This window comes from Loigolactobacillus jiayinensis (assembly GCF_003946445.1).
Lineage (GTDB): Bacteria > Bacillota > Bacilli > Lactobacillales > Lactobacillaceae > Loigolactobacillus > Loigolactobacillus jiayinensis.
In genome coordinates, this window is the sequence record NZ_RHOF01000001.1 from 59,621 (window position 1) to 85,992 (window position 26,372).

Genomic DNA, 26,372 nt, shown 5'->3' on the forward strand with positions numbered 1-26,372 from the left:
AACAAAAGTTTGTGTATAATGGGTAGAGAAGTCTTTTCAAGAAAGTAGGTGTGTTAAGTGGCAGCAAGAAAAAAGCCACGGCGAAAGCGCACGTCCACAGCAAGTAAACGGCGGAAATCGTCCGCTAAGAAAAATACACCGGTAACGGTCAATGTGATCGGCTTTATTTTTATTTTACTCAGTCTATTCGCTATTTTTAAATGGGGCTTTATTGGCAACCAGTTAGCAAATTTAATTCGTGTAGTGGCTGGTGATACCTATCCAATTTTAGCTGCGGTCCTAGGACTGTACGGTTTAATTTTATTGGTTGCCGGCCATGGTCCCACAGTTGCTGGCAAACGAGTGCTGGGTGTACTGGTGACTTATTTCAGTTTATTATGTTTTTTAGATGCAGTGATGTTTACCCAGCTCGAATTACACAGTCAATTTATGTCGGTGACTTGGCGTTTTCTTGTTGCTGACTTTCAGCGCGCCAGTGTCACCACAATGATTGGTGGTGGGATGCTTGGTGCATTAGGTTATAGCGTCAGTTACTTCCTAGTCGGTCAGTTCGGCACGTATTTATTAGCCATATTGGGTGTGCTTGGTGGTTTATTGCTGATCTTTGATATTCCGTTTACGGTAGTCCGTGATGTGGCGCTTCATTTTGTTCGTTTCGTGCAGTGGTGCGGCCGACAATTATGGGCTGGGCTACAAGGCTTATGGCATGCGGGACAGGATCTAGGCCCGCGCGTGCAGAAGCTGAAACAGCGCACGCCTAAACCTAAATCTGCAGTAACGCCAGATAAACCAGCACCGGCAGATAAGGATTTACCTAAGCCAGTTGCGCAGCGGACACCAGCTGAGGATACGCCGACGATCAATGTGGCGGCGGAACAAATGCAGTCGGCACAAGCTAAGGTCAATTTAGATCAGTTAGCAACGGCGCCGACTAGCGCCGCACCACCAACTAGTGCAGCGCCAGCTTTGTTCGCTGAAGCAGCTGCCGATCAGGATTACGAGTTGCCTAACGCCGATTTATTGCAGGCAATTCCGCCGACAGATCAAAGTGAAGAATACGCGACTATCAAGCGGAATACGCAAAAATTAAAGCAAACTTTTGATAGCTTTGGTATTGACGTTGAAGTGAAAAATGTTAACTTAGGTCCGGCAGTGACTAAATATGAGATCAAGCCGGCGATCGGGGTTAAGGTTAGTAAAATTGTTAGTTTAACTGATGATTTGGCATTAGCACTGGCCGCCAAAGACGTGCGGATTGAGGCACCAATTCCTGGTAAATCGCTAATTGGGATCGAAGTGCCCAATAAGGCTGTCGCTACGGTTTCCTTCCGCGATGTTTTTGAAGCACAGCCGCCGCATCCAGGAAAAATTTTGTCCGTACCAGTTGGTCGTGATATTTCCGGTAATGTGATCATGGTTGATATCAGTAAAATGCCGCATTTATTAATTGCTGGTTCCACCGGTAGCGGGAAATCAGTTATGATCAATAACATTATCACAGGGATTTTAATGACCGCTAAGCCACATGAAGTTAAATTAATGATGATCGATCCCAAAAAAGTTGAATTATCAGTTTATAATGGGGTCCCACATTTATTAACGCCAGTGGTTTCGGACGCCAAAAAGGCTGCCCAAGCGTTGCATAAAGTGGTGGCGGAAATGGAACGGCGCTACGAACTATTTGCTCAGAGTGGCAAACGTAATATTACCGAGTACAATCAAGCAGTACAGCAGCAAGATCAGGATACAGAACAACCATTGCCGTCAATGCCGTATATTGTTGCTATTGTTGATGAATTAGCCGATTTGATGATGGTATCATCCAATGAAGTCGAGGATGCCATCGTTCGGTTAGCACAAATGGGGCGCGCCGCTGGTATTCATATGATTTTAGCGACACAGCGACCGTCAGTTGATGTTATTACCGGATTGATCAAAGCTAATGTACCTAGTCGGATGGCATTTGCCGTTTCTTCTGGGATCGATTCACGGACGATCATCGATAGTACCGGTGCTGAAAAGTTATTGGGTCGTGGCGATATGTTATATTTACCAATGGGTCAAAATAAGCCAACCCGCGTGCAAGGGGCCTTTATCTCTGCTAAGGACGTTGAAGCAGTGGTTAGCTTTATAACGGCACAGCGCACGGCTGAATACGATGATCGGTTATTGCCTGATGAGCCAACTGAGGATGCCGCTACTCAAGCAGATGATGAACTATTTCCTGATGCAGTTAAGCTAGTTGCACAATTACAAACTGCTAGTATTTCCATGCTGCAACGACGGTTTCGAATTGGCTATAATCGTTCCGCGCGCATTGTTGATGAAATGGAGCAGCGCGGGATCGTTGGACCAGCTGAAGGTAGTAAACCACGTAAAGTTTACGTGCAGAAACCTGATGATGAAGCAGATTCAAATCAAGCATAGACGCAGCATACAATAATCACAATAGTGAGGTACATTTATTTATGGTAACGAAAAAAGAATTAGCAAACGGCGTCACGTTAACCGTTTTACCGACAACACAATTTAAAACGACGCGGATCGTATTGAATTTCATCGCGCCGCTGGCTGCTGCAACGATCACGCAGCGTTCATTATTAGCCAGTTTACTGGAAACTAACAGTCAAGATTATCCTACTCAAGCTGACTTAGCCGCAAAACTATCAGCGCTTTACGGGGCCAACTTTGGTATCTCGGTCAGTAAGCGCGGTAACGTGCACGTTTTTTCCGTAGTCATGACAGTGGTCAATGATAAATTCTTACCTGGGGCAACAACCGTGCTAACGGAAGGCTTGGCGTTTTTAAAACAAGTTTTGTGGCGGCCTAATGTGACGGCTAGTCGTTTTGATGCGGCAACTTTTAATCGAGAAAAGACTAATATGCAGGCTTACTTGGCATCAGTTTATGATAATAAACAAGCTTACGCGAGTCTACAACTGCAGGAGCTATATTTTAAAAATAGTACGGCGCAACGGGTGCCTAGCTTTGGTAACGAGGCTGATCTGCAGGCGATCACGGCTAGTAGTTTGTACACCTATTACCAGCAAATGTTGGCGCAAGATCAGGTGGCGATCACTGTACTTGGCGACGTTGATGCTGAGCAGGTAACAGCACTTTTAACTGATTTGCCGCTCACCGCGCGGACAGCGGACACAACGGATTTGTTTTATCAACAGCCAGCGATTTCTTCGGTTGTTGAAAAGACTGATATTCAGCCAACTAATCAGGCCAAGTTGAATTTAGCTTATCAAGTACCAACTTATTATTATCAGCCAAATTACTATGCCTTATTAATGGCTAATGGTATTTTTGGCGGGTCGCCGATGTCATTGTTATTCACTAATGTCCGTGAACGCGCTAGTTTAGCTTACTATGCTTCTAGCTCATATGATGCTTTTCGTGGCTTGATCACAGTCCAAACTGGGATCGACGCGGCGAATGTGGCTCAAGTTAAGCAGATCATCGCTACTCAGTTAGCGACTTTGCAAGCGGGGGAGTTCAGCAATGAATTACTCGCACAAACTAAAGCAACACTAAAAAATCAGTATATTACCGGCTTAGATAGTGCTGGCTATTTAACCAGTCAAGAACTAGTCCAACAATTAGTCCCAGCATCAGCGGTAGCTACCGAGGAATTTATTGCTCAATTGACGGCAGTCACCAAAGAACAAATTGTGGCGGCGGCACAAACAATCAAACTACAAGCCGTTTATTTTTTGAGTAGTCAGGAGGCGGGCAAGTAATGGAAACAACACATTATGCGACCTTGGATGAAACCTTGTATCAACAAACACTAGCCAATGGCCTACAGGTAACAATGTTACCCAAAGCTGGCTATCATAAGACTTACGCGGTGATGACCACAAACTATGGCTCGATCGATAATTATTTTGTGCCAGCAGGAGGTAGCGACTACACAACAGTGCCTGCTGGGATCGCCCATTTTCTAGAGCATAAAATGTTCGAAAAAAAAGCGGGTGATATTTTTGAAGTATTTAGTCGTAATGGGGCTAGTGCCAATGCATTTACCAGCTTTACTCGGACAAGCTATTTATTCTCAGCCACTGATAATATTAAAACCAACTTAGACACATTGCTGGACTTTGTTCAAGACCCCTATTTTACTGAAGCGTCAGTGAATAAGGAAAAGGGAATTATTGGTCAGGAAATCGAAATGTACGAGGATGATCCTAATTGGCGCCTGTTCTTCGGCATTATTGAAAACTTATATCCTAAACATCCGGTTCACGAAGATATTGCTGGAACTATTGATTCAATTGCGAAAATCACGCCGGAGCAGCTTTATCAGGCCTATCACACTTTTTATCAACCCAGCAATATGAACTTGTTTGTGGTGGGCAACATCGACCCCGTTGAAACGCTAGCTTGGATCGAAGCGAATCAAGCTGACAAAGAATTTGCACCAGCAACACCAATTCAGCGGCAGTTTCCTGAAGAAGCCAGTGATGGCAGTGACATTATTCCTTATCGAATGACGCAATTGCCAGTTAAACGAGGTAAAAGTATCGTTGGTATCAAGGGTTTAGCACCAGTATCACGTGATCGCGCCGGCTTGAAATATCGGACTGAATTGAATTTATTATTTGATATGTTGTTTGGTGATTCGTCACAAAATTATTTACAGTTGTATGATCAAGGAATTGTTGATGATAGCTTTGGCTATGAGCTAGACTTAGCGCGCACCTATCATTTTGCAACATTAAGTGGCGATACGGAAAAGCCACAGCAATTCTCTGATGCAATCATCAGTTTATTGGAAAAGGCTAGTGATAATCCAGATCTAAACGCTAATCGGTTAGCATTGGTCAAAAAAGAAGCATTAGGCCGGATGTTGCAGTCAATGAACGCACTGGAATATATTGCTAATACGTATTCTGGTGACGATTTTGGTGATGCAAGTTTGTTTGATCTGGTGAATATTATTGACGAGATCACTTTAACGGATATTCAAAGCGTATTAAAACAATTTGTGCGCAGTGCTGCTCTAAGTGTCTTTCATATTGAACCATTAGCCGGAGATGACGCTAAATGAGTCGCTCAGCGCTGATTATTGGTGCTTCCGGTGATATTGGTCAGGCGGCAGCGCGTCAATTAGCAGCGGCTGGTTGGTCCTTGTATTTACACTATTTTCAGCATGCCACACCAGTACAGCAGATGCAGGCCGATTTTATTCAAAAATATCCCCGCCAAGATTTTTTCACGTTGGCCTATGATTTAACTGATGAAACGCAGCTGGATCAAATTATTGGCCAATTATTCCAAGTTGACGCTGTTATCTTTGCTGCAGGAACAACGACGTACGGTTTGTTTAAGGAGACAACAGCAGTTCAACTGGAACAGTTGTGGGAAATGCATATTAAAACACCAATGTTGCTGTGTCAACGATTAAGTGAAAAGTTGGCCCGTAGTGATTACGGCCGCATCGTTTTCGTTGGTTCAGTCTATGGTGGCAGTGGCAGTGCCTTAGAAGTGGCGTACAGTACTGTTAAAGGCGCCCAGTCGGCCTTTGCCAATGCCTACGCCCGTGAAGTTGCTTCATTAGGCATTACGGTTAATGTGGTGGCACCTGGGGCAGTGGATACAAAAATGAATCAGCTCTTTGATGCCACTGCTAAAACCCAGTTACGTAGCGAAATTCCAATTAGTCGCATGGCCAGGCCAGACGAAGTTGCTTATTGGATCAGTGCGTTGCTAAAAAAAGATGCCAGCTATTTGACGGGGCAGACATTATACGTGACTGGCGGCTGGAGAAAGTAGCAGATCAGGGCTCAGAAACTAAGTGCTTTTTTGTCACTCTCTAAAGAATTGTTTAAATTAACTTACTGTAAGGAAAATCTTAGTGAAAAGATTTATTTTTCTATGCTATACTAAAATTGAAATTCATTAAAAAGGGCTATAGGTGGAAAAATTAATGAGTGAAATAGGACAAAAATTACGTGACGCGCGGATCGACAAAGGCTACACTTTGGATGATCTGCAGCAGATCACTAAAATTCAAAAACGTTATTTAATTGCGATCGAAGAAGGTAACTTTGAGGCGTTGCCCGGTGATTTTTATGTGCGCGCCTTTGTCAAACAGTATGCAGATACCGTCGGCTTAGACAGTGAGCAGTTACTGAATGAATTCAACGACACAATTCCTCAGCCGCAACCACAGGAATATATTGAGCCGGAAGCGGATGAAAAGAAGACTGATTCACGAACGCAGACACGTAATCATGATACTGGTTTTGCACGATTTAGCCGTTATCTGCCGACAATTATTATTGTTGTCGTTGTCATCGTTATCGTCGGTGTGATCTACGCCTTTGCCATCGGTAATCGTGGCCGTGATAAAAGTGTGATTCAAGAAAGTTCATCGATGACGGTTTCATCTGAATCAACCAGTAAAAAGGCAACTAGTCAAAGTAGCAGCTCGCAAGCAGCGTCGTCTTCTTCAGCTAAGAAAACTAGTTCGGCTAAAAAGACGACAACTAAGCCTAAAATGACGGTGACCTCAGAAACGACAACTGCGGCTGCCTTTACCTACAGTAACGCGCCAACAACTAATACACTGGTCTTACACGCTAGTGATACTAAGACTGCTTGGGTAGCCGTTACAGCAGGTGGAACTCAAGTTTGGCAAGGAACGTTAAAGAGTGCCGAACAGTCAGTTGCGATTCCAGCTGGTACAACGTCATTTACGATTCAAACGGGTAATGCTGAGAACACAAAGGCTAAGATCAACGGGAAAACCTTTAACCTCGATCCAAACAATGTGGGTGGCTTTGTCAAGACGATCACAGTAACACTGACAACTGCCGCAGCTAGTAGCAGTAGTGCTACGACAGCAAGCAGTAGTAGTGTTGCAGCCACACAAACAAGCAATTAATCTAATTAAGTAGTACAACGATCTGTATTTCTGCATGAACGGCAACTTTTGTCGTTGAAATAAGGTTGAGCGTGCTACTTTTTAAGTAGTCGTAAAATATTTCTATAATTAAGGAGAATTAATGTAATGAATGTACCTAATCGATTGACAATGATTCGGATCTTCATGATCCCAGTGTTTATGTTAGTTGTGCTGATTCCGTGGAGCTGGGGTAGTGCCAATGTTGCCGGTACGGTGATTCCGTGGACTCAAATTATCGGTACGATTATTTTTGCGGTAGCTTCGATCACCGATTTGGTTGATGGCAAAATTGCTCGTGGTCAGCATTTAGTGACTAATTTTGGTAAATTTGCTGATCCGTTAGCTGATAAAATGCTGGTTATGACCGCATTCATTATTTTAGTTGGTATGGGTAAGGCGCCAGCTTGGGTCATTGCGATTATTGTTTGCCGTGAATTAGCCATTACTGGTTTACGCTTGTTATTGGCAGAAAGCAACGAACATACCGTTCTAGCGGCTGCGATGCCGGGGAAAATCAAAACAACGACCCAAATGTTGGCCATTATTTTCTTGTTCTTGAATAATGTTTTCTTTAATAATTTACATTTTCCAATGGGCTTAACTTTGTTATATATTTGCTTGTTCTTTACGATTTACTCGGGTGTGGATTACTTTGTCCACAGTCGCCACGTTTTTGCCGATTCATTTGGTAAATAGGCAAGACGCGCACAGCTACTGTGCGTGTTTTTTTTGTCTAAAAAGAGTAAGCTAAAGGGTAAAGTGTGTTCTGAAAAAAGCGCCTAAATCATCACGTAGTTTGCTTTTTTGTATGAATTAGATTTTACGTTAATGACGCAACTTGGAGAAAATAACGTATATTATAATTAATGGGGGTTGAAGACAATGCGTGCAGAGATCATCGCAGTCGGTACGGAAATTCTTTTAGGTGAGATCACGAATACGACAACACCGTTTGTTGCTCGTGAGTTGGCGGATCTAGGTATTGATGTTTATTATCAATCAGTTATTGGTGACAATACTGAACGATTGGAAGCGGCCATTACGTTAGCTGATAGTCGTAGTGATCTGATTATTTTAACTGGTGGCTTAGGCCCGACTAAAGACGATTTAACTAAGCAAACGTTAGCGGCTCATTTAAATGAAAAGCTGGTAGTTGATGAACCAGCCATGGCTTACATTGAGCAATTTTTTGCCCGGTCACAGCAACCAATGACTGAAAATAATCGTTTGCAGGCGATGTTACCCGCCAACAGTCTACCCTTAAAGAATCCAGTGGGGATGGCTGTAGGAGCGCTATATCAGACACCAGCACATACTTACATGTTGTTGCCTGGCCCACCAAGTGAACTAGAAGCGATGTTCACGGATTCGGCGCGACCAGTTTTGATTAAAAAATTTAAGCAAGCCAACGTTTTAGATTCACGGGTGCTACGCTTTCACGGTATTGGGGAGTCGGCCTTAGTGACGCAACTCGCTGACCTAATTGATGGCCAAACGAACCCAACCATCGCGCCATACGCGAAAACAAATGAAGTGACCTTGCGTTTAACGGCAGAAGCAACCGATCAGACAACTGCTGATCAGTTATTGGCTGAATTAGAAGCGAAGGTTCAAGCTCGCGTTGGTCAATATTTTTACGGTTATGGCGAACATAATTCGTTAGATCAGGTAGTGGTCAATTTGTTAAAAGAGCGTGGTTTAACGATCACTGCAGCCGAAAGCTTAACAGCTGGCTTATTTCAGAGCATGATCGGTAATGTTAGCGGGGCTTCTGACGTTTTCAATGGTGGTTTTGTCACGTATTCTTTAGCCGAAAAAGCCCACTTATTACAGATTTCACCAGAATATTTGCATAAGTACGGTGTCGTTAGTGAAGAAACGGCTATCGCAATGGCACGACAGGCCAAAGTATTGATGAAAACTGATATTGCAGTTTCCTTCACTGGCGTTGCTGGACCAGATGAATTAGAGGGTCAACCAGCCGGCACTGTTTATATTGGTGTGGCTTACCGTGATCAAATTCCTTTTGCCCGCAAGTTTGTTTTTTCACGGACGCGTAACTTCGTTCGGCAACAAAGTGCTTTAACTGGTTTTGATCTACTGTATCATTTGTTAGCCACCGAAAAATAGCGGGAACGCTTGTTCACTTTTTGCTTGCTTTTTGGAAAGTGATTCGGTATGATTAGTTGTGCGGTAAGACTGGTTTACTTACTGGTTACCTGAAATGAAGATAATGAGTGACAATTTAAGGAGGACTTTACTTGGCTGACGAACGTAAAGCTGCATTAGATAAAGCGCTAAAAAAGATTGAAAAGAATTTTGGTAAGGGGTCGATCATGCGTTTTGGCGAAAAGATCGATACGCAAATTTCGACAGTTTCTACTGGTTCATTAGCGCTTGATGAAGCATTAGGTGTTGGTGGCTACCCCCGTGGCCGAATTATTGAAATTTATGGACCAGAAAGTTCTGGTAAAACAACGGTCGCTTTACACGCCGTGGCTGAAGTACAAAAGCAAGGCGGCACAGCAGCTTATATTGATGCTGAAAATGCGATGGATCCAAAATACGCCTCTAATTTAGGGGTCGATATTGATAACTTATTGCTTTCACAGCCAGACACAGGTGAACAAGGCTTAGAGATTGCTGATGCGCTGGTTGCCAGTGGGGCCATTGATATTGTTGTCATTGATTCTGTAGCGGCATTAGTACCGCGCGCTGAAATTGAAGGCGAAATTGGTGACTCCCATGTTGGCTTACAAGCACGCTTGATGTCGCAGGCGTTACGTAAGCTTTCTGGTTCAATCAATAAGACCAAAACAATTGCGATTTTTATTAACCAAATTCGTGAAAAAGTTGGTATCATGTTTGGTAATCCGGAAACGACACCTGGTGGCCGCGCCTTGAAGTTCTATGCAACGGTTCGCTTGGAAGTTCGCCGTGCTGAACAGATCAAGGAAGGAACCAATATTATTGGGAACCGCGTTAAAATCAAAGTGGTTAAAAATAAGGTAGCTCCTCCTTTCAAGGTTGCTTTAGTTGATATTATGTACGGTCAAGGGATATCACAGACCGGTGAATTAGTTGATATGGCCGTTGAAAAGGACATTGTCGATAAAAGTGGTTCATGGTATTCTTACGGTGCAGATCGGATCGGCCAAGGTCGTGAAAACGCCAAGAACTATTTAGCTGATCATCCTGATGTGATGACTGAAATCAAGTTGAAGGTTCGTGAAGCTTATGGCATTGCGGAACCAACAACTGAAACTAACAAAACTAAAGCGGCAGATAAAACTGCTGATAAAAATAAAGATAAAGCAAAAGATAAAAGTGCTACTAAAGTGGCTGAAGCAACCACCGATAAAGCAGCTGATAAAACTAAGGATGATCCCAGTACATTAGATGTTTAATGTTATTTTAGCGTGAAAGCCAATACTATAGTGTTGGCTTTTTTCTGTCGCAAAAGATTGTTTAGAATTGGTATCTTTTATGTAAACGTCGCTGAATCAAGGAATTTAGGTGACTTTTATAAATCACTAGGGTATTGTTGGCCGATTAATGTTGACAGTACCAGTCTGCAACTATAAAATGAATAGTGTGTAAATAATCAAATAATAAACATCTTAAATTTTATACGGTTATTTCGGTAATCGTTTTTGATGATGCGGAGGTGAAGATATGAGTCTATTTATCACGATAATCCTCGCAGTCATCATGTTAGTTGTCGGTTTAATCTTAGGCTACGCTGTGCGTAAGTCAATTCATGAAAAAAACTTGGCTATGGCACACAATACCGCTGATAGTATCCTAGCTGATGCAAAAAAAGAAGCTGGAACACAGAAAAAAGAGGCACTTTTAGAAGCAAAAGATGAAAATCATCGTTATCGGGCTGAGATTGAAAATGAGTTAAAAGAGCGACGTGGCGAAGTTCAGAAACAAGAGAATCGCGTCCTGCAACGTGAAGAAACACTTGACCGCAAGGATGATACCTTAGACAAAAAGGAACGACTCTTAGAGAAACGAGAAACGACGTTAGGTAGCAGACAACAACTCATTGATGAGAAGCAAAAGGAAGTATCCTCACTGATTGAGCAGCAACAGACAGAACTTGAACGTGTTGCTGCATTATCCCAAGAAGACGCACGCAATATGATCATTGACCAAACTAAGACTGATTTAGCCGAGGAGCGGGCTGTTATGATCAAGGAAAGCGAAGCTGACGCTAAGGAAACGGCGGATCGTACCGCTAAAAGTTTGATTGCCTACGCGATTCAGCGTAGTGCTGCGGATTCAGTATCGGAAACGACAGTCTCTGTCGTTAATTTACCAAATGATGATATGAAAGGTCGCATTATTGGTCGTGAAGGTCGGAATATTCGGACCTTGGAGACCTTAACCGGGATCGATTTAATTATCGACGATACACCAGAAGCCGTTATTTTAAGTGGCTTTGACCCTGTCCGGCGTGAAATTGCACGGATGGCGTTGGAAAAACTTATTCAAGACGGCCGTATTCATCCAGCACGGATCGAAGAAATGGTGGAGAAGTCACGCAAAGAAATGGATGAACGAATTCGGCAAATCGGGGAACAAGCGATTTTTGATGTCGGTATTCATAATATGCATCCTGATTTGATCAAAATTTTAGGTCGACTTCATTTTAGAACCAGTTATGGTCAGAATGTTTTAAACCATTCAATTGAAGTCGCCAAACTAGTCGGCGCTTTAGCAGCGGAACTAGGTGAGGATGTTACACTAGCAAAACGCGCAGGATTATTACACGATATTGGTAAAGCTTTGGATCATGAGGTTGCTGGGTCACACGTTGAAATTGGCGTGGAAATTGCCCGTAAGTATCATGAAAATGAAGTCGTTGTAAACGCAATTGCATCACATCATGGTGATGTTGAACCAACTTCCGTTATTGCAGTATTGGTGGCAGCTGGGGATGCAATCTCGGCAGCACGTCCGGGAGCACGTTCAGAGTCACTAGAAAATTATATCCATCGTTTAGAGAAGCTTGAAGCAATTACTAATGATTTCAAAGGGGTTAAAACCAGTTATGCCATTCAGGCTGGCCGCGAAGTTCGGGTCATGGTTAAGCCAGAAGAAATTAATGATTTACAGGCGGTCACGTTAGCCCATGATATTCGGAAACGAATTGAAGATGAGCTAGAATATCCTGGCCATATCAAGGTCACAGTGATTCGTGAAACCAGAACAGTTGAATATGCTAAATAAATAATGACAAACGGGGCGAAGAATTTGAACTTCATAAACACTGACTAAGTTAGTGTTAGAGGCGATTTTTCACCTCGTTTTTTTATTAATAAACAGCCTTTGGTACGGGGTAAATTTGTGTTTCCAGGCTGAGCTTTGTATAATAATTAACATAGGGGAAACAGTTGAAAGAGAGTTAAAAAGACTATGTTTAGAATAATTGTCATGTTCAGTTTGACGATGGTGCTTTCTGCCGTAATTACACCATTTATCCGGCGCTTAGCGATTAAGATGGGTGCGGTGGATAAGCCTAATGCCAGACGAATTAACAAGGCACCAATTCCGTCAATGGGTGGTTTAGGCCTTTTCATCACTTTTACATTTTCGACGTTTGTGTTATTACGCGCGCAGTTTCCAACAATGATGTTGTACAGTATCTTTCTTGGTGAGTGTATTATTATTATTACTGGTATTTTGGATGATATCCTAGAGCTGAAGCCTAAACAGAAAATGTTCGGCATCTTTTTAGCGGCATTAGTGATTTATTTTGTGGCTGGAATTCGTATGACTAGTATTTCGATTCCGTTTATTGGCTATTTTCAACTTGGTTTTTGGAGTTTACCGATCACGATTATCTGGATTCTAGCGATCACCAATGCGGTAAATCTAATCGATGGTTTAGATGGCTTGGCTACAGGCGTATCGATAATTGCCTTATTCACAATGGGCGTGATTGCTTGGTTCTTCTTGACTGTAACCGAAGTTGATATTCCGATTATGATTTTTGCCTTAGTGGCAACATTAATTGGTTTTCTGCCACATAACTTTCATCCGGCCAGTATTTTTTTAGGTGATACCGGCTCCTTATTTATCGGTTTTATGATCGCCGTCTTTTCCTTAGAAGGATTAAAGAATGTTACTTTCATTTCAGTTGTGATTCCGGTGATCATACTGGGCGTGCCAATTACCGATACAGTATTTGCTATTTTCCGGCGGCTGTTAAATCATAAACCAATTTCACAGGCTGATCGGCATCACTTGCATCATCGGCTGTTAGCGATGGGGCTAAATCAGCGGCAGGCTGTATTAACAATTTACGGTATTGCTTTAGTTTTTGCATTGATTGCCATGCTATTTCCGCTCTCAACACGCTGGGGTTCAATTTTACTAGTTATTGCCGTATTATTCGGTTTAGAAATTTTTATTGAAGAAATCGGCCTTGTTGGTAGCCACTGGCAGCCGTTATTGAAACTTATTCGACAACTAGTAAAACACCGCTGATCTTATTGATCGGCGGTGTTTTTTAGTATGGTTTCAGAATATTGTTCAGCGCCAAATTCAAAGGTAACTTGGCCACTTAATAGCTCAATGATCGCCGCTTGAACAGCGGGAACATCACTTTCGGTAACCATGATCGTTAATGCTACTTTTTCTAAATAGCTGGCCGCAGCGATTGCAATAGCTTGTTGTTGTAGGTAATGTTCTAAACTACCAATTTGCGCATAGTCGATGGTAATAATGACTGTTTTTTGCAGGCGACCTTCAACTAAGCCGATTTCGGTTAGTGCTTGGGAAACCGAGTTGCTGTAAGCCCGAATCAAACCACCAGCCCCGAGCTTTGTACCGCCAAAATACCGCGTTGTGACGGCAACTACATTCTTTAAATGCTGGCGCCGCAATACTTCTAACATGGGTACGCCTGCGGTACCAGCGGGTTCGCCATCATCGTGAGCATGTTGGTGTTCATCATGTTCCCCAATAACGTAAGCACTACAGCTATGATTAGCCTTGTAGTGCTTTTTTTTACAGGCTGCGATAAAAGCTTGAGCGTCAGTTTCGCTGTCGGCACGGGCTAATTGACAAATGAAGCGCGATTTCTTAATTTCAATTTCGTGTTCACCGGCGGCTTTGATAGTGATGTAATGAGTTAGCAAAATAACACCCTCTGACTGCTTAATTAAAAGCAAATATACTTAGTTTGCGTAATTTATGATATAGGTAGGTGATATAAATCGAAATTACGGAACTATATGGCCGTCAACAACTGATGACGGTAACTGAATTGTCTAATATTAATAATATACCACATCTACAGCAACGCCCAGCAATGACGTCTTTAAATCAAAATTGGTTAATTTGTGCGCGCTGTGGTAGTCGACAATTAAAGCAACAAGTGCAATTAGCAGATGGACGCTATTATTGTCCCAATTGTCTTTTGTTAGGTCGCGTTTGTAGTGATGCTTATTTGGTGAGCTTAACTGAGCCAAATAAATTCGACGTGCCGGCCGATTTGTTAACTTGGGTGGGCCAATTAACGCCAGCACAGCAAAAAGCGGCGGCAGCGATCCGAACGTATTTTGCGCAACAACAAGATCATTTATTGTGGGCGGTGACCGGCGCGGGGAAAACGGAAATGTTATTTCCTGGGATCGCGTGGGCCTTGACACAAAAGTTAAGAGTAGGTATTGCATCACCAAGAGTCGATGTTTGTTTAGAACTAATGCCGCGCGTACAGGCTGCTTTTGCCAACACGCCGATCATGCTCTTACACGGTCGTCAAAACGAGCCCTACCGCTACACCCAGTTAGTGTTGTGTACAACACATCAACTGTTACGTTTCTACCACGCTTTTGATGTACTGATCATTGATGAGGTGGATGCTTTTCCCTATGCGCAGAATCCGCAATTAGCATATGCCACCCAGCAAGCAGTTAAAGCAACTGGCGCGCGGCTATTTTTAACCGCCACACCCAGTCCGCAATTATTGCGCCAAGTGCGTCAAAAAAGATTGGCTTTAAGTTATTTACCGCGGCGTTATCACGGGCATCCTTTACCACAACCAAAAATTCGTTTATGCCTAAAGTGGCGACAACAATTGTATCGGCAGCGATTGCCAACTTTGTTACAACGTTTATTGACGAATAAAATTGCTCAAGGACAGCACTTCTTGTTGTTTATCCCACGGATTGAATTATTAGCGCACTTGGCGCCATTGCTGCAGCAACAATTTCCCGATTTGAAGTTTGCTACTGTTCACGCTGCTGATCCACAACGGCTAGAAAAAGTTCAGCAAATGCGGCAACAACAGGTGAGCTGTTTAGTGACAACCACAATTCTTGAACGTGGTGTTACTTTTCCTGGTATCGACGTCATTGTTTTAGGTGCGGATGATGCGGTATTTTCAGCGGCAGCTTTAGTACAGATGGCAGGACGTGTTGGTCGCTCAGCCGCACGACCAACTGGTGCGGTCGATTTTCTTTGCGCTGGCCTTAGCCGTAGTGTGCAGCAAGCGTGTCGCCAGATTAAACAAGTTAATCGAAAGGCGGGATTCAAATGAAGTGCCTATTGTGCCGGCAAAACTTTAGTCAAAATTTAACCTTAGCTGAGCTACTCCATTGGTTACCATTGTTAACCGACCAAATTTGTCCCCATTGCCAGCAACGTTTAGTACCAATCACAACGGCTTGTCCTGAGTGTGGCCGCGCGCAAACAAGTACTGAGCGTTGCCGCGATTGTCAACGCTGGCTGCAGGCTCAGCCGCAACAACAACTGCATAACCAGGCACTATTTATTTATAATGCATTATTACAAGATTTCTTTAAGCGTTATAAAAGTTTAGGCGATTATCGTTTACGTCATGCCTTTAATGCACCATGCCAGCGTTGGTTTGCCCAGTATTCCGCAGATGTTTATATTCCCTTACCGACAGATGAGCAAAGCTTTGCCCAACGCGGCTTTAATCCCGTGGTGGGTCTTTATGCAGACTGTGTTCCGTTAACGACTTGTCTAAAAAAGCGGCCACAATTGGTGAAACAGTCACATAAGAAACGGCAAGCACGTTTACAAACACCACAATTATTTGAGTTTGTTGGGGATCCAACTGGATTAAATAATAAAAAAATTTTATTACTTGATGATATTTATACAACCGGCCGAACCATGCGCCACGCCCAGACTTGCTTGAAAATAGCTGTCCCTAATTGTCGCTTGAACACGTTTACTTTAGCGCGTTAGTTGAATCTAAGCACTGTTTTGATTGTCAATTAGACCGCTTTCTATTATAATTAGGGCATAAGCAAAGGAGCGAAGCAAACCCAATAATCACGTTCTCATAGGTACCTAGCGTGTGGGTCTGGTTGCAGACGATCGCTGTAACCATTTTGCTTCACCTATGTTTGCCAGCAATGGCGAACTTGCAAGTGAAAGGGGAGAAGTTCTATGCTTAATTACAATGTCCGTGGAGAAAATATCGAGGTAACTGCTGCGATTCGGAGCTACGTTGAAAAACGGCTAGGTAAGTTAGAAAAGTACTTCACTAATACCGCCGAATCCACTGCACACGTCAACCTCAAGGTTTATCCTGATAAGACAGCAAAGGTCGAGGTTACGATTCCATTACCGTACTTAACCTTACGTGCAGAAGAAACTTCACCAGATTTATATGCGAGCGTCGACCTCGTAACGGATAAGCTAGAACGCCAGATCCGTAAATTCAAGACAAAAATCAATCGTAAGTCACGTGAAAAAGGCTTCCGTGATTTTGATCTAACTGTACCAGCAACTGATACTAGCGATGATAATAAGGAAGAAAAGCTAGATATTGTGCGGACAAAGCAGGTCAACTTGAAGCCAATGGATAGCGAAGAAGCTGTTCTACAGATGGACATGCTCGGCCATAACTTCTTTATCTTTGAAGATGCAGAAACAAATGGGACTAGCATTGTCTACAAACGGCGTGATGGTCGTTATGGCTTGATTGAAACTGACGAACAATAAGTAAATGATTCATTTAAGGCTGAATTATCTTTTAAAGATGGTTCAGCTTTTTTTACGTTATGTCCGCAATGTGTTAAAGTTGTTTGCAGAGATTTAAATTAATGCTAAACTTGAAGTAATGTTTTTTTATATTAAAACTAAAATTAATTAATTTGCTAATTACTGTGACAAACAGTGTACACTAATTAGTAAACTGCTAAAAAGTTGTAATGATCCGCTATCCGCAGTACTAAATTTTTGTATAATCGAATATTATCATGATCGTTAATATTTTGAATAAGGAATTGAATATCATTTTAACGAGTAACTGGTCCTATAAAAGTAGGATAATAACTCAATAGATAAGAATCTGTTGATTGTTCAGGCTAGTTGTTTTCTCCCAATTTGGTATTTTAATACCGTTGTCGTTCATGATATTGGGACGAAAGGTCAGTCGCTAGTCGGTTGCTTTTCATTGTACGTTAAGTTATTTTAGAAATTATAAGAAGTTGAAGCCACGTTGTTTCAACCTCCATTGTCGCAAGTTGACAAGAAGGGAATTAGTCATGGCAAATATTTTAAGAAACTGGGTCGAAAGTGATAAGCGCGAGGTTAAACGGATGGGCAAAATTGCCGATCAAGTTGAAGCACTTGCGGACACGATAGCAGCCCTTTCTGATGAAGAATTACAGGCAAAAACGCCTGCACTTAAGGAACGATTAGCAAAAGGTGAAACGCTGGACGATATTTTGCCAGAAGCTTTTGCGGTTGCCCGTGAAGGTGCTAAGCGTGTTTTAGGTTTATATCCGTTTCGTGTGCAGATCATTGGTGGGATCACCTTACATGAAGGTAACATAGCCGAGATGCGTACCGGTGAAGGTAAAACTTTAACCGCGACGATGCCGGTTTATTTGAATGCGCTTGGTGGAAAAGGTGTTCACGTTGTTACTGTCAATGAATACTTATCTAGTCGTGATGCGACGGAAATGGGCGAATTGTACAATTGGCTGGGCTTATCGGTTGGTTTAAACTTGAACTCACTCAGTGCTGAAGAAAAACGGGCGGCTTACCAAGCCGATATTACCTACTCAACCAATAGTGAACTAGGTTTTGATTATTTACGTGATAACATGGTCGTTTACAAGGAACAAATGTCACAGCGGCCGCTAAATTACGCGATTGTCGATGAAGTCGATTCTATTTTAATTGATGAATCACGGACACCACTGATTATTTCTGGTCAAGCTGAGAAATCTACGGCGCTGTATATTCGTACTGATCGTTTTGTTAAAACCTTGAAGGAAGAGGAAGATTACAAAATTGATTTACAGACTAAAACCATTAGTTTGACTGAGCAAGGAATTCGTAAAGCCGAAGCAAACTTTGGCCTAGATAACTTGTACGATGCTGATAACATGGCGTTGACCCATCATTTGGATCAAGCATTGCGCGCCAATTACATCATGTTGCTAGATATTGATTATGTGGTTCAAGACGATAAAGTCATGATCGTTGATTCCTTTACAGGTCGGGTTATGGAAGGCCGGCGCTATTCTGATGGGTTGCATCAAGCAATTGAAGCCAAAGAAGGCGTAGAAATTCAAGATGAAACCAAGACCATGGCTAACATCACGTATCAGAACTTTTTCCGGATGTACAATAAGCTTTCCGGGATGACGGGTACTGCTAAGACCGAACAAGAAGAATTCCGCGAAATTTATAACATGCAAGTTATTACGATTCCAACTAACCGGCCAATCGCACGGATCGACCATCCTGATGTGTTATATCCAACCTTGAATAGTAAGTTTAAGGCAGTTGTTGCTGATATTAAGCGCCGCCATGAAAAGGGTCAACCAATGTTAGTTGGTACTGTAGCGGTTGAAACCTCTGAATTGCTATCTAAATTATTGGATCGTGAACATATTCCACATATGGTTTTAAACGCAAAAAACCATTTTAAGGAAGCAGAAATTATTATGAATGCAGGTCAGCGTGGTGGCGTTACGATTGCGACCAACATGGCCGGCCGTGGGACTGATATTAAACTTGGCCCTGGGGTCAAAGAAGTTGGCGGTTTATGTGTAATTGGGACCGAGCGGCATGAATCACGGCGGATCGATAACCAGTTGCGTGGTCGTGCCGGCCGACAAGGTGATCCTGGTGAAACTCAATTTTACTTGTCACTAGAAGATACCTTAATGCGGCGTTTCGGTTCTGATCGAATCAAAGCTTTGTTGGATCGAATGAAGGTTGCGGACGACGATGCAGTTATCCAAAGCCGGATGATCACACGTCAGGTTGAATCCGCCCAAAAGCGGGTTGAAGGTAATAACTACGATACCCGTAAAAATACGTTGCAATACGATGATGTTATGCGTGAACAACGTGAAGTTATTTACTCACAACGGATGCAAGTTATCGATAGCACGGAATCATTGAAATACGTGCTGATTCCAATGATTGAACGGACAATCAAACGGATCGTTGATTCCCATACGCAAGGCGATCAAAAAGATTGGGATCTGCAAGCTATTTATGATTTTGCAATTAATTCAATGGTGCCAGAAACTACGATCTCAATTGAAGACGACTTAGCTGGTAAATCTAGCCAACAGATTATTGATTACTTGTTGGATCGTGCCAATGATGTTTACGTACAAAAGCAAAAACAATTGTATGATGATGCGCAAATGCTAGAATTTGAAAAAGTTGTTATTTTACGTGTAGTTGATTCCCATTGGACCGATCATATCGATACTATGGATCAAATTCGCCAATCAATTGGTTTGCGTGGTTATGGTCAGTTGAATCCGTTGGTCGAATACCAATCTGAAGGTTACCGGTTGTTTGAAGAAATGATCGCCGACATTGATTTTGACGTCACACGCCTGTTTATGAAGGCAGAAATTCGGCAGAATATTCGTCGCTAGTGATCAGTGAAGTAAGGAAATACTAAAAAAGCGACGTGTGCTGATCCCGCGGCGCTTTTTTGGCTAACATAGATGGTACGGTTTTGGCCACAAGAATGGTCATCACCCGTAGCATCAGAAATTTTTGGCACAAAAATACTCGCTAGTTGCGGAGTAGCGCCATGTTTCTTGCGGTACGGGCTTGGCCACAAGAATGGTCATCGTCCAAAACATCAGAAATTTTTGGCACAAAAATACTCCTTAAATGCGGAGTAGAGCCATGTTTCTTGCGGCACGGTTTTGACCACAAGAATGGTCATCGTCCGTAGCATCAGAAATTTTTGGCACAAAAATACTCTTTAAATGCGGAGTAGAGCCATGTTTCTTGCGGCACGGGCTTGGCCACAAGAATGGTCATCGTCCAAAACATCAGAAATTTTTGGCACAAAAATACTCCTTAAATGCGGAGTAGAGCCATGTTTCTTGCGGCACGGTTTTGACCACAAGAATGATCATCGTCCGTAGCATCAGAAATTTTTGGCACAAAAATACTCTTTAAATGCGGAGTAGAGCCATGTTTCTTGCAGCACGGTTTTGGCCACAAGAATGGTCATCGTCCGTAGCATCAGAAATTTTTGGCACAAAAATACTCCTTAAATGCGGAGTAGAGGAGGCACTACGAATGGAATTAAGTGATGGTAAACGAATTTTGGCCGAAGTGGCCGCAAAATTAGATCAATTTAGGGGGTCACTTTGACCTCGCTGCATTGAAAGATAATATTGCTGAGAATGAAGCGCAGATGGCGGAACCCGGTTTTTGGGATCATCAGGCAACGGCGCAAAACTTAATTGATGCCACTAATGGCTTGAAAGCTAAGTATGATTCGTTTCAGCAGTTACAGCAGCAATACGATGATTTAACCGTTTCAGCAGAATTGTTGGCCGAAGAGGATGATCCGCAGATTGCTGCTGAATTTGAAACAGGTTTGGCAACATTGCAAAAACAATTGCAACAATACGAGCTTAACTTGTTGTTGAATCAACCTTATGACAGCCATAATGCTATTTTAGAAATTCATCCTGGTGCTGGTGGCACAGAATCACAAGACTGGGGTGAAATGTTGTTGCGGATGTATATGCGCTGGGCTGAACAGCACCAATTTACGGTAGAAACAGTTGACTACCAAGCTGGTGAAGAAGCTGGCATCAAAAGTGTAACGTTGCTGATCAAGGGCCACAATGCTTATGGTTACTTACGTTCAGAGCGTGGCGTCCACCGTTTAGTGCGTATCTCACCATTTGATGCCGCTGGCCGGCGCCATACATCGTTTGCGTCTGTTGATGTGATGCCTGAATTAGACGACACAGTTAACGTGGAGATCAATAGTGATGATCTACGGGTCGATGTTTACCGAGCAAGTGGCGCTGGGGGTCAGCACGTTAATAAAACTTCGTCAGCGGTGCGGATCACCCATTTACCAACGGGCATTGTCGTTGCCAGTCAAGCAGAACGGTCACAGCTACAAAACCGGCAAACGGCGATGAATATGTTGCGAGCTAAATTGTATCAACGGGAACTGGAAGAAAAGGAGCGTCAACGCGCCCAAATTCAAGGCGAACAGGCTGAAATTGGGTGGGGCTCACAAATTCGCTCCTATGTGTTCCAACCGTACACAATGATCAAGGATCATCGCACTAATTATGAAACTGGGAACGGTCAAGCTGTTTTAGATGGCGACTTGGATCCATTTATTAATGCGTATTTACAATTACAATTAAAGGCGGATAATCCGCAATAATGCTGAGTAGCTGGCTTTATTTTTCATCCTAGTGATGCAAAATAGGGTCAGCTTTTTTGAATATTTTTTTGTGAGCAGGAATGCTATACTAGCATTAAAGACTAAAAACGGGGTTTTTCAATTTATGTTATTAAAATTATTGATCAGTTTAGTGGCTCAGCCGCTACTATGGTGTATGATTTTGGCCGGCTACTTAGTCAGTCGGCGTCGAATTAAGCGTGAACGGCGCACTTTTCATATTGCAATTGATAGTCGCTTAAATGAATTTAAAGCGTTTTTTATCTACGGAATTCCATTAGGTATTGTGCTCTCTGCAGTGACAATTTTATTAAGTTTAAAGTTATCCGCGGCGGGCTGGGTGATTTATCAAGTTGTTGGCTTGTTAGCGTTGTTGCTAACAGCTAGTTTTGTTTGGCCGACGGCAGCGGTTTTATTGACAACTGTGGTAACTGTCGTGTTGTTGCCTAATAGTTGGCGGTTGGCAGTGCCAGCATTTACTGATCACGTGACCACCAATCGGTTGATCGCTACTAGCTTATTTTTCCTAATGGCGGTGAGTGCGTTAGCTAGTGTGATTTTGCGTAAACGTTTAGCGCTGCGCAATCTATCACCACAAATTACGGAAAGTAATCGGGGCCGGCGAACCGGTTATTTTCAAGCTCAACAGTTAGCTTTGGTGCCGTTGGCTTTTTTGGTACCTGGTAGCAAGTTGACCAGTGGCTTATTTGCTTGGTCGACCTTTCAATTTAGTGGTGAGCAATATCATTTAGTGATTTTGCCGTTGTTAATTGGCTTTTTGTTGACGGTGCGGCAGCAATTACCAGCAGTACAGATCAAGCAGCAGAATAAATGGCAACTGGTAACGGGGGTTGTTAGTTTAGTGGCAGCTGGGATTGTTTATTTGCAGCCACAGTTTTTCTTGCCATTGTTAGTGATCGTCGCTATCGTTACTTTTGGTAGTTGGTTGGAAATGCGGCGAACACACGGTATTATTCACTATACGGAGCCATTTAGCGGTGTTATGGTATTAGGTATTCAGCCGGAAACCCCTGCAGCAAAAATGGATTTAGTGGCGGGCGATATTATTTTGGAATGCAATAACCAAACAGTGCACGATGAGGATTCCTTTTATGCGGCGCGGATGACTGATCCGACCTATTGTCATTTGCGGGTCAAGACAGTGACTGGTGATATTAAAATCACCGAATCGGCTATTTTTGCCGATTCACCGCATAACCTTGGTGTGATGACTTTTCCAGAGCAAACGGTGTAGCGGGAGGCAGATTGGATGAAGCAGGTATTGGTAGTTGATGATGAGCCATCAATTGTGACGTTGCTAAGCTATAATTTGAAAAAAGAACATTATCAGGTGACCACGGCTAATGATGGCGCAACGGCATTAAAGTTAGCGTTAGCAACTGCGTTTGACTTTATATTGCTTGATCTGATGTTGCCACAAATGGACGGTATGGAAGTTACTCGGCGCTTGCGTCAGGAAAAGGTGACCACGCCAATCATCATGTTAACGGCTAAGGACGCCGAGTTTGATAAAATTATTGGTTTAGAATTAGGGGCTGATGATTATTTGACCAAGCCGTTTAGCCCACGGGAAGTTATTGCACGGATGAAAGCCATTAGCCGCCGCTTACGGCCAGTGGCACCAACGGCTGCTGTTGAACCAATTAAAATTGGCGCGTTACAAATTTTTCCGGATGATTATCGAGTTCTGCAGGCTGGCCAACCATTGAAGTTGACACCACGGGAATACGCGCTATTACTTTATCTAGCGCAACGACAAAATCGGGTATTAAGCCGTGAACAATTGCTAAATGGCGTTTGGGGCTATGATTATGCTGGGCAAACACGGATGGTGGATATTCAGGTCAGCCATTTACGCGATAAAATTGAAATCGATCCTAAGCAGCCACTATATTTAGTGACGGTACGCGGTTTTGGCTATAAGCTGGAGGAACCGCATGAAACGGATTAGGCGAATCAGTTTATTAATTTTCGGGGTGGTCGCTATCGGAATGGTGGCGCTCATCCTTTTTTTGAATCAGCGTTTTATTGCGGCGCAGCAAACTAATTTAGCGCAACAAGGGGAGCTATTCCAGACGGAAGTTGGTTCTAAAATAACGGCCACAGCGGTTCCCCAAGCGGCATTAAAAAAGTGGCAACAGCAGCACAATAGTCATGTCGCCATTTTTGATGCGCAGAATCAGCTTGTTTTTCCAGTTGCTGGACCGCGGGCTGATCTGATCGCTGGTGTGATTGACTTTCAGAATAAGCCGACCACACACGAACGGCAACAAATGCGGATCGCGGGGCAAACGCAAACGACGTTCCTATTTAGCCAGCATTTGTGGACAATCGTGTTATATACGCCTCAGCAAAATTTATGGCAACCATTTCGGCAGCAAGGTAGTTACTTATTGGTCGCTATTTTAGGACTAAGTGGCCTTAGTGTCCTAATCTTTCGTGGGTATACGCGTTGGGAACGGCACTCTTTACAACGGGTCCAGCAACAATTAGCGCGTGTAGGGGCTACACAGCCAACGCTGCCAGTTTTATTGAAGCCAGCAGATCATTATTTTGCGCTAGAGCGAACGGTCACCCAGGTTGATCAGCAATTACAGGCACAAACAGCATTGGCCGAAAATGAGCAACAAAACTTTACTCGCTTTATTGATCATCTGACGATTGGGGTCTTGTTGTTGAACGAAAGTGGGACTGTAATTGCCCATAATCCAGCTGCTGCCACAATGTTGGCACAGGAGATCAGTTCACAGCCCCACGACTATCTTAATGATATTCAGCATTTTGCATTAAGTCGGTTGATCAAACACGCATTGAATCAACAGAAAAGCCAGCATGCTACGGTTAAATTAGTTCAGCCACAGGAGCGTTATTTAGATGCTAATGTGGTTTGGATGAAAGCACCACGTGAGCAGGCCACTTATCAAGTTGCAGTGTTGTTGTACGACATTACACCGGTAAAACAAATTCAGCAGATGCAACTGGATTTTGTGAGTAACGTCAGCCACGAGTTGAAAACGCCGGTGACATCAATTCTGGGATTTACAGAAACTTTACTAGATGGGGCACAGGATGAACCTGCTGTGCGGCAAGAATTTCTCGAAATTATCGCTGCTGAAAGTAAGCGACTGACGGCATTGATTCAAGATATTATTGCACTTTCGCGCGGGCAACAACAGCAATTACAATTAACCAGGGTTACTATTGGCGCAGTGGTGCAAAACTTATTGGTCCCACTACAACAAATGGTGGCTGACAAGCAATTAACCGTGACGGTGACGATTCCGCCAACTGCGCAATTGGTCACAGATCAGCGTAAATTTGAGCAAGTGGTAAAGAATTTATTGATCAATGGCTTAGCGTATAATCGTGTTGGCGGTCACTTAAGTGTGACTGCGACCAAAGTGGCTCAACAGTGGCAGCTTGTTTTCAATGATAATGGACTAGGGATCGCGGCCGATGATCAGGTACGGATCTTCGAACGTTTTTATCGTGTTGACAAGGCACGGAGTCATCATCAAGGGGGCACTGGCCTTGGCTTGGCCATTGTTAAAGAGCTAGTCATGGCATTAGGTGGTCAAGTTCATTTAAAAAGTCAGCTAGGTGTGGGCAGTACGTTTACCGTTATATTGCCGGAACAGATTAAGTAAGAACCAGTGTCGCAAGCAAGCGGCACTTTTTTTATACGATAAAGTGTGCGTTCAAGCGTAATTAAAGCGTTTTCTGTGACAATCATGCTATTATTGATTTGCATGAGGTTAACTGGCCAGTCAACGAAATTTACATTATTTTTACAAAAGAAGACATTGGATTTTACGTTGATCTTTTACACTTAAAAGGAATTGAAATAATGGGGGTTTTGCTGTGAAGAAGCGCATCCTACTAGTCGCCGCGTTGCTACTGAGTTTAGTAACGTTAACGGCGTGTCAAAGCTCGGCTGATCGCGGTGAATCGATTACCGTTGTTGGTTCGTCGGCGCTACAGCCATTGGTTGAAGCTGCAGGTGAACAATATGGCAGTGAACATTTAGGTAAGTTTATTAACGTGCAAGGCGGCGGTTCAGGAACGGGCTTGAGCCAGATTCAAGAAGGCGCCGTTGCAATTGGCAATTCAGATATGTACGCTGAAGAAAAGCGCGGCATCAAAGCCAAGCAACTCGTTGATCATCGCGTGGCGGTGGTTGGCATTACACCGGTATTAAATAAAAAAATCGGCGTGAAAAATTTAAGTTTCGCGCAATTGAAGGCTATTTTCACTGGTCAAGTGACTAATTGGCGCGAAGTCGGTGGACCCAATTTACCGATCGTGATCGTGAATCGCGCTCAAGGTAGCGGGACGCGGGTCACATTTGAAAAATGGGTCCTGCGGGGCGCACAAGCCAAGCAAGCACAGGAACAGGAATCTACAGGGATGGTGCGGCAAATCGTTGCGACAACCCCAGGTGCTATCAGCTACATGGCGTTTTCCTATGTTGATAAAACCGTTGCGGCAGTCAACGTGGCTGGGGTAGCGCCAACGGATCAAAATGTCACCACCAATAAGTGGCAAATTTGGTCCTATGAGCATATGTACACCAATGGTCAGCCCAAAGGATTGACTAAGGACTTTATTCGGTATATCTACAGTGATGCCATTCAAGAAAAAATGTTACCTAAACTGGGCTATATTCCGGTGAATCATATGCAAATAGAGCGTGATTTAAAGGGCAACGTCACAGCGACCAAAGGAGGCTAGGCC

Annotated in this window: 20 protein-coding genes; 19 read left to right on the plus strand and 1 reads right to left on the minus strand. The window is 43.2% G+C overall.

The window, feature by feature from the left end:
• The first annotated feature begins 57 nt into the window (after nt 1-57).
• The 10 genes from EKM80_RS00285 (at nt 58) to EKM80_RS00330 (ending at nt 13,414) form a co-directional block, all read left to right on the plus strand.
• On the plus strand, nt 58-2,427 hold the full coding sequence (locus EKM80_RS00285; protein WP_125551088.1) for a DNA translocase FtsK: 2,370 nt from the start codon (nt 58-60) through the stop codon (nt 2,425-2,427).
• A gap of 41 nt (nt 2,428-2,468) precedes the next feature.
• Nucleotides 2,469-3,746 carry an EF-P 5-aminopentanol modification-associated protein YfmF gene (gene yfmF, locus EKM80_RS00290; RefSeq protein ID WP_125551089.1) on the plus strand — a complete coding sequence of 426 codons (1,278 nt, stop codon included), beginning with the start codon at nt 2,469-2,471 and terminating at the stop codon, nt 3,744-3,746.
• Nucleotides 3,746-5,056, plus strand: coding sequence for an EF-P 5-aminopentanol modification-associated protein YfmH (gene yfmH / locus EKM80_RS00295; RefSeq protein ID WP_125551090.1), 1,311 nt, complete (start codon nt 3,746-3,748; stop codon nt 5,054-5,056). Before yfmF ends, yfmH begins: the two co-directional genes overlap by 1 nt.
• The gene (ymfI, locus tag EKM80_RS00300; protein WP_125551091.1) at nt 5,053-5,781 is read left to right on the plus strand and encodes an elongation factor P 5-aminopentanone reductase; all 729 of its coding nucleotides are present in this window, start codon (nt 5,053-5,055) and stop codon (nt 5,779-5,781) included. Before yfmH ends, ymfI begins: the two co-directional genes overlap by 4 nt.
• A gap of 154 nt (nt 5,782-5,935) precedes the next feature.
• Nucleotides 5,936-6,895 carry a helix-turn-helix domain-containing protein gene (locus tag EKM80_RS00305; protein WP_125551092.1) on the plus strand — a complete coding sequence of 320 codons (960 nt, stop codon included), beginning with the start codon at nt 5,936-5,938 and terminating at the stop codon, nt 6,893-6,895.
• Between the two features lie 126 nt (nt 6,896-7,021).
• Nucleotides 7,022-7,612, plus strand: a complete 591-nt coding sequence (pgsA, locus tag EKM80_RS00310) for a CDP-diacylglycerol--glycerol-3-phosphate 3-phosphatidyltransferase (protein ID WP_125551093.1) — start codon at nt 7,022-7,024, stop codon at nt 7,610-7,612.
• A gap of 186 nt (nt 7,613-7,798) precedes the next feature.
• Nucleotides 7,799-9,046, plus strand: a complete 1,248-nt coding sequence (locus tag EKM80_RS00315) for a competence/damage-inducible protein A (RefSeq protein ID WP_125551094.1) — start codon at nt 7,799-7,801, stop codon at nt 9,044-9,046.
• Between the two features lie 131 nt (nt 9,047-9,177).
• Nucleotides 9,178-10,323, plus strand: coding sequence for a recombinase RecA (gene recA, locus EKM80_RS00320; protein ID WP_125551095.1), 1,146 nt, complete (start codon nt 9,178-9,180; stop codon nt 10,321-10,323).
• Between the two features lie 268 nt (nt 10,324-10,591).
• Nucleotides 10,592-12,154 (plus strand): ribonuclease Y, encoded by a 1,563-nt coding sequence (rny, locus tag EKM80_RS00325; RefSeq protein ID WP_125551096.1) that lies wholly within the window; start codon nt 10,592-10,594, stop codon nt 12,152-12,154.
• Between the two features lie 186 nt (nt 12,155-12,340).
• The gene (locus tag EKM80_RS00330; protein ID WP_125551097.1) at nt 12,341-13,414 is read left to right on the plus strand and encodes a glycosyltransferase family 4 protein; all 1,074 of its coding nucleotides are present in this window, start codon (nt 12,341-12,343) and stop codon (nt 13,412-13,414) included.
• A gap of 2 nt (nt 13,415-13,416) precedes the next feature.
• Here EKM80_RS00330 and EKM80_RS00335 read toward each other — a convergent pair whose 3' ends face one another.
• On the minus strand, nt 13,417-14,067 hold the full coding sequence (locus EKM80_RS00335; protein WP_125551098.1) for a YigZ family protein: 651 nt from the start codon (nt 14,065-14,067) through the stop codon (nt 13,417-13,419).
• 113 nt (nt 14,068-14,180) lie between these two features.
• Between EKM80_RS00335 and EKM80_RS00340 the strand changes: the two genes are divergently transcribed.
• The 9 genes from EKM80_RS00340 (at nt 14,181) to EKM80_RS00380 (ending at nt 26,369) form a co-directional block, all read left to right on the plus strand.
• Nucleotides 14,181-15,470 (plus strand): DEAD/DEAH box helicase, encoded by a 1,290-nt coding sequence (locus tag EKM80_RS00340; RefSeq protein WP_125551099.1) that lies wholly within the window; start codon nt 14,181-14,183, stop codon nt 15,468-15,470.
• Nucleotides 15,467-16,147 carry a ComF family protein gene (locus tag EKM80_RS00345; RefSeq protein WP_125551100.1) on the plus strand — a complete coding sequence of 227 codons (681 nt, stop codon included), beginning with the start codon at nt 15,467-15,469 and terminating at the stop codon, nt 16,145-16,147. Before EKM80_RS00340 ends, EKM80_RS00345 begins: the two co-directional genes overlap by 4 nt.
• A gap of 204 nt (nt 16,148-16,351) precedes the next feature.
• Nucleotides 16,352-16,909 carry a ribosome hibernation-promoting factor, HPF/YfiA family gene (gene hpf, locus EKM80_RS00350; RefSeq protein ID WP_125551101.1) on the plus strand — a complete coding sequence of 186 codons (558 nt, stop codon included), beginning with the start codon at nt 16,352-16,354 and terminating at the stop codon, nt 16,907-16,909.
• Nucleotides 16,910-17,454: 545 nt separating this feature from the next.
• Nucleotides 17,455-19,821 (plus strand): preprotein translocase subunit SecA, encoded by a 2,367-nt coding sequence (gene secA / locus EKM80_RS00355; RefSeq protein ID WP_125551102.1) that lies wholly within the window; start codon nt 17,455-17,457, stop codon nt 19,819-19,821.
• A 661-nt stretch (nt 19,822-20,482) separates the two neighbouring features.
• Nucleotides 20,483-21,599, plus strand: a protein-coding gene (prfB, locus tag EKM80_RS00360) for a peptide chain release factor 2 (protein WP_164509468.1) whose coding sequence is annotated in 2 segments (ribosomal slippage) — nt 20,483-20,554 and nt 20,556-21,599 — 1,116 coding nt in all. Because the reading frame shifts where the segments join, the coding sequence is not laid out codon by codon here.
• A gap of 124 nt (nt 21,600-21,723) precedes the next feature.
• Nucleotides 21,724-22,872 (plus strand): PDZ domain-containing protein, encoded by a 1,149-nt coding sequence (locus EKM80_RS00365; protein WP_125551104.1) that lies wholly within the window; start codon nt 21,724-21,726, stop codon nt 22,870-22,872.
• Nucleotides 22,873-22,887: 15 nt separating this feature from the next.
• Entirely contained in the window at nt 22,888-23,589 is a 702-nt protein-coding gene (locus EKM80_RS00370; protein WP_125551105.1) for a response regulator transcription factor, read from the plus strand.
• Complete coding sequence (pnpS, locus tag EKM80_RS00375) at nt 23,576-25,285, plus strand: two-component system histidine kinase PnpS (RefSeq protein ID WP_125551106.1); 1,710 nt, start codon at nt 23,576-23,578, stop codon at nt 25,283-25,285. Before EKM80_RS00370 ends, pnpS begins: the two co-directional genes overlap by 14 nt.
• Before the next feature lie 214 nt (nt 25,286-25,499).
• Nucleotides 25,500-26,369 carry a phosphate ABC transporter substrate-binding protein PstS family protein gene (locus EKM80_RS00380; RefSeq protein ID WP_125551107.1) on the plus strand — a complete coding sequence of 290 codons (870 nt, stop codon included), beginning with the start codon at nt 25,500-25,502 and terminating at the stop codon, nt 26,367-26,369.
• Nucleotides 26,370-26,372: the final 3 nt, after the last annotated feature.

Coding starts and splice junctions, on each gene's coding strand:
- EKM80_RS00345 (WP_125551100.1), top strand. CDS start 15,467: ATGAAGTGCCTATTGTGCCGGCAAAACTTTAGTCAAAATTTAACCTTA.
- secA (WP_125551102.1), top strand. CDS start 17,455: ATGGCAAATATTTTAAGAAACTGGGTCGAAAGTGATAAGCGCGAGGTT.
- pgsA (WP_125551093.1), top strand. CDS start 7,022: ATGAATGTACCTAATCGATTGACAATGATTCGGATCTTCATGATCCCA.
- yfmH (WP_125551090.1), top strand. CDS start 3,746: ATGGAAACAACACATTATGCGACCTTGGATGAAACCTTGTATCAACAA.
- pnpS (WP_125551106.1), top strand. CDS start 23,576: ATGAAACGGATTAGGCGAATCAGTTTATTAATTTTCGGGGTGGTCGCT.
- EKM80_RS00305 (WP_125551092.1), top strand. CDS start 5,936: ATGAGTGAAATAGGACAAAAATTACGTGACGCGCGGATCGACAAAGGC.
- EKM80_RS00370 (WP_125551105.1), top strand. CDS start 22,888: ATGAAGCAGGTATTGGTAGTTGATGATGAGCCATCAATTGTGACGTTG.
- EKM80_RS00315 (WP_125551094.1), top strand. CDS start 7,799: ATGCGTGCAGAGATCATCGCAGTCGGTACGGAAATTCTTTTAGGTGAG.
- yfmF (WP_125551089.1), top strand. CDS start 2,469: ATGGTAACGAAAAAAGAATTAGCAAACGGCGTCACGTTAACCGTTTTA.
- EKM80_RS00340 (WP_125551099.1), top strand. CDS start 14,181: ATGACGGTAACTGAATTGTCTAATATTAATAATATACCACATCTACAG.
- EKM80_RS00365 (WP_125551104.1), top strand. CDS start 21,724: ATGTTATTAAAATTATTGATCAGTTTAGTGGCTCAGCCGCTACTATGG.
- hpf (WP_125551101.1), top strand. CDS start 16,352: ATGCTTAATTACAATGTCCGTGGAGAAAATATCGAGGTAACTGCTGCG.
- EKM80_RS00330 (WP_125551097.1), top strand. CDS start 12,341: ATGTTTAGAATAATTGTCATGTTCAGTTTGACGATGGTGCTTTCTGCC.
- rny (WP_125551096.1), top strand. CDS start 10,592: ATGAGTCTATTTATCACGATAATCCTCGCAGTCATCATGTTAGTTGTC.
- ymfI (WP_125551091.1), top strand. CDS start 5,053: ATGAGTCGCTCAGCGCTGATTATTGGTGCTTCCGGTGATATTGGTCAG.